The sequence below is a fragment of the Spirillospora sp. NPDC049652 genome (genome assembly GCF_040675125.1).
Classification (GTDB): Bacteria; Actinomycetota; Actinomycetes; order Streptosporangiales; family Streptosporangiaceae; genus Spirillospora.
Genome location: NZ_JBFAOF010000782.1, coordinates 1 through 3,508, shown reverse-complemented (window position 1 = coordinate 3,508; position 3,508 = coordinate 1). Strand labels below are relative to the sequence as shown.

At 71.8% G+C, this 3,508-nt stretch carries 4 protein-coding genes; 1 reads left to right on the top strand and 3 read right to left on the bottom strand.

Annotated elements, in window-relative coordinates:
* Window positions 1–203 (top strand): hypothetical protein (locus tag AB0J52_RS32465; protein WP_500186652.1); only part of this gene is annotated, 203 nt, incomplete at its 5' end.
* A gap of 97 nt (window positions 204–300) precedes the next feature.
* On the opposite strand, the gene AB0J52_RS32460 is transcribed toward AB0J52_RS32465, so the two are convergent.
* From AB0J52_RS32460 to AB0J52_RS32450, 3 genes are all read right to left on the bottom strand, one after another.
* Window positions 301–1,512 carry an FAD-dependent oxidoreductase gene (locus tag AB0J52_RS32460; RefSeq protein ID WP_500186651.1) on the bottom strand — a complete coding sequence of 404 codons (1,212 nt, stop codon included), beginning with the start codon at window positions 1,510–1,512 and terminating at the stop codon, window positions 301–303.
* A 159-nt stretch (window positions 1,513–1,671) separates the two neighbouring features.
* Complete coding sequence (locus AB0J52_RS32455) at window positions 1,672–2,070, bottom strand: spore-associated protein A (protein ID WP_500186649.1); 399 nt, start codon at window positions 2,068–2,070, stop codon at window positions 1,672–1,674.
* Window positions 2,071–2,240: 170 nt separating this feature from the next.
* Window positions 2,241–3,508, bottom strand: a 1,268-nt coding sequence (locus tag AB0J52_RS32450) for a carotenoid oxygenase family protein (protein WP_500186648.1), incomplete at its 5' end; no start/stop codon positions are given.

Below are 3,508 nucleotides of genomic sequence, written 5' to 3'. Positions count from 1 at the left end.
GCTTTCGCTCCGTGGCGACTCGCTTACTTTATCAGTTCCGCCCGGTCTGTCAATTCCCGGCCGATTCCGATTCCGCAGTTCCCGCCCGCTTTCGCAGCCGTTCCCTGCGGCACTTCTATTTCACCAGATCCGGACCGATTCGCAAAATCGAGCCTTTTCCGATGCCACCGGACATGCGGGCACGACGGATCGGATCCGCATGATCAGTGGTGGATGCGCACTCCAGGCCGGCCACCGCACAGCGGCGTCCTGCATCCTTCTAGGCGCGAGGAAGTACGTTACCTGTTCGTCCCACCGTCGTCAAGTCCCGGATGCGCGGACGACATGTAGGGCTGCCGGCGGCGGGGATACGGCCAGGGCGCTCAGCTCGTCGTGCCGGCGGTGGCTGAGGCCGCGCAGCACGGTTCCCAGCAGTGCGGCACCGGTGTTCCCAGGAGCGAGGGACGTCAGGTTGAGCATCGGGAGGCTGTGTCCGAGCGAGGCCGGTCCGGTGAGGCGGATGGCGTCACGGGCGAGGACTCCGGCGAGGACGGCTCGGCGGCGGCGGGTACGTTCGTAGGCGCGCAGGGCACGGCTCACGTCCGAGCGTCCGGAAAGGGACGCCAGTTCGGTCGTCAGGACGGCGACGTCCTCCAAGGCCTGGTTGAGGCCGAGGGCCATGACCGGGGGGATGGCGTGCGCGGCGTCGCCGACCAGGGTGCACGGGCCTCGACCCCATACGCGCGGGACGCGGTGGCGGGTGTGCGGGAAGAGCTCCAGGTCGTCGTCCGTGAGGGCGGCAAGGAGGGCCGGGACGGGGGCGGCGAAACCGCGGTAGTGGTCGCGGAGTGCGGCGAGCGGGCGGGAGGGCACGGGGGCGCCGGCCTTCCAAGGGACGTCGAAGAAGAACGCGAGGAGGCCGTCGCCCGCGCTCATGAAGCCGCACTCCCGGGTCCGGTCGAGCGTCATCGTCGAGCGCGTCCCCGCAGGGAACGGGGTGGGGATGAGGCCCTGCCAGGTCGCCATTCCGGTCGGACGGGCGGGGGTGGCGTCGACCAGTTGCGCGCGCACGCGCGAGTGGACGCCGTCCGCGCCTATGAGCAGGTCCGCGTCGTAGCGGTCGCCGTTGGTGGTGGTGACGGTGACGCCGTCCGGTGTGTGGGTGAGGGTGGAGAAGTTCGCGTCGTAGACGATCGGTATGCCGGTCGCCAGCTGGCGGAGGAGGGTGCGGCGCGGGATGACGACGGCGGGCGCGCCCGCCTCGCGGATGATCCCGGCGAGGTCGCAGTGCACGGCCGTCCGGCCGGCGGGCGTCCGGAGATCGACCTCGGTGACGGCCTGTCCGGCGGTCTCCGGGTGGACGCCGAGGACGGACAGGACGGCGTTTCCGAACGGCCAGACGGTGACCGCGCCACCGCGCGTCCGGAGGGCGGGGGCCCGTTCCAGGACGGTGACCTCGTGGCCCGCGGCGAGGAGTCCGCGCGCGGTCGCCAAGCCGGCGAGTCCGGCCCCGATGACAAGAGCGTGCATCATCGCACCTCCGACGATGGGTAGTACTACCTGTTGTAGTACAAAGCGCGGCGGACGGCCAGACCCGGTTCCGGACGGGCGGGGAACGGGAAGAGGCCCCGAGGCGGGGGTTTCCGCCTCGGGGCCTCTCATCCTCCCTGGTGGGCGCAGGGATCAGCGGGCTCAGCCGCAGTGCGACCAGCCGCTGTACCAGTACTGGTAGTTCGTGCCGCCGCCCCAGGTGACGCACTTGCCCGCCGCGCTGGCGTAGGTCGGGCCCGCGTAGGTCGTGTAGTTGTCGACGTCGGTGATCGGGTTCGCGCCCTGGACGTTCAGGTAGGTGCCGGTCCGGGTGGCGGTGCCGACGTCCTTGGTCTTGATGGTGACGACGCAGTTCTTGCCCGAGCCCGAGCTGTAGGCCAGGTAGACGGTGGAGCCGTTCAGGGCCTTGGAGTCGATGACGGAGTATCCGGACCCGCAGATGGCGGACGCGGAGGCGGCCGAGGCCGGGGCGGCGGCGAGGGCGCCGAGGCCGGTGGTCGCGGCCGCGGCGGCGAGGGAGAGGACGGCGATGCGCTTCACGATCACTCCTTCCGGACGCCGGCCCGCGCCGGCGTCCGGAATGATCATGCGTCGCGCCCGCCGTCTGCGGGTGAACCGAAGATGATCTTGACGTGGCGGGCGGCCCCGGGCCCGGTGACTGACGGGCGTCCGAACCGCGCGCTGGGTGCTGTCAGCCGCGCCCCGCCAGGTCAGGGGGCGGTCGGCATCCAGTTGCCGTGGAAGCCGCTGGGGACGCGGGCGGGGAGGTGGACCGAGCCGACGTGCTCCAGGGTCGCGGCGTCCAGGAAGACCAGGTCGCTGCGGTCGGTGGTGGTGTCGAGGACGTAGCCCATGAGGACGCCGTCGTCCTCGGCGGAGGAGTCCGAGGACGGGACGAAGGAGAACTCGCTCGCGATGCGCCCCTGCCCGAGGTGGTGGACCTCGGTCTTGCGGTTCACCACATCGTGCTTCAGGACGGCGTCGGGTTCGAACCCCGCCAGGTCCACGCGTTCGTCGCCGAAGTCGGTTCCGGCGATGTCGACGCCCACGCCGTAGCCGTAGCGGTAGGGGCGTCCGACGAGGCGTTCGTCATGGCGGGGGAACTCCTGCGGACGGTCGTCGATGCGGTCGGTGCGGACGCGGCCCGCGGCGCGGTCGACGGTCCAGCGCTCCAGGCAGGGCGAGCCCTCGCCGGGGACGGTGGAGGTGGCGAACATGCGCGGGTGCCGGATGACGTCCAGGACGACGGTATCGCCGTCCTCATAGGCGTTGAGCGGGTGGAAGACGTAGCACGGCTCGACCTCGAACCAGCGCACGTCGGCGGCGGTGCCCTCGCGCGGGAGCAGGCCGATCCGGGCGGGACGGGTGGGGTTCCAGGAGTACGGGAGGCCGGGGGTGCCGCCGCGGCGCGCGCGGATGGCGGCGGCGACGACCGCTTCGGGCAGCGTGCGGCGGCCGATGACGCGGGACAGCAGGGACGTCGCGGGACGGGCGACCGCCGGCGGCATTCCGGCGGCGGCCAGGCCGGGGTCGAAGGTGACCGGCAGGTCGTACAGGACGACGTAGTGCTCGGTGAGGGAGAAGTCGTGCATCATCGGGCTGCCGCCGACCTCGATGTCCACGACCTTGCGGACGCGGCCGGACTTGCTGAGGACGGTGTAGCGGACCTTGCCGGCCAGGCCGAAGAAGTACGAGACGGCGTGCAGCTCGCCGGTGGCGGGGTCGCGGTGCGGGTGGGCGGTGTAGCCGCCGGGCAGGGTGCCCTCGAAGTCGCACGGGCCGACGGTCTCCAGCTCGTCGGTGAGCTCGTAGGGGCGGCAGCCCGCCTCGACGAGCGCGAACGTGCGTCCGGCGTGGGCGAGGACGTTGGTGTTGACCGCGTAGTCGATGCGCGCGGCCGAGCTGCCGGGGCGGGGCCGCTCCCCCATCCGGCGGGCGAGGTCGGTGTGCCGGACCCAGCGGTTGCGGTACCACTCGG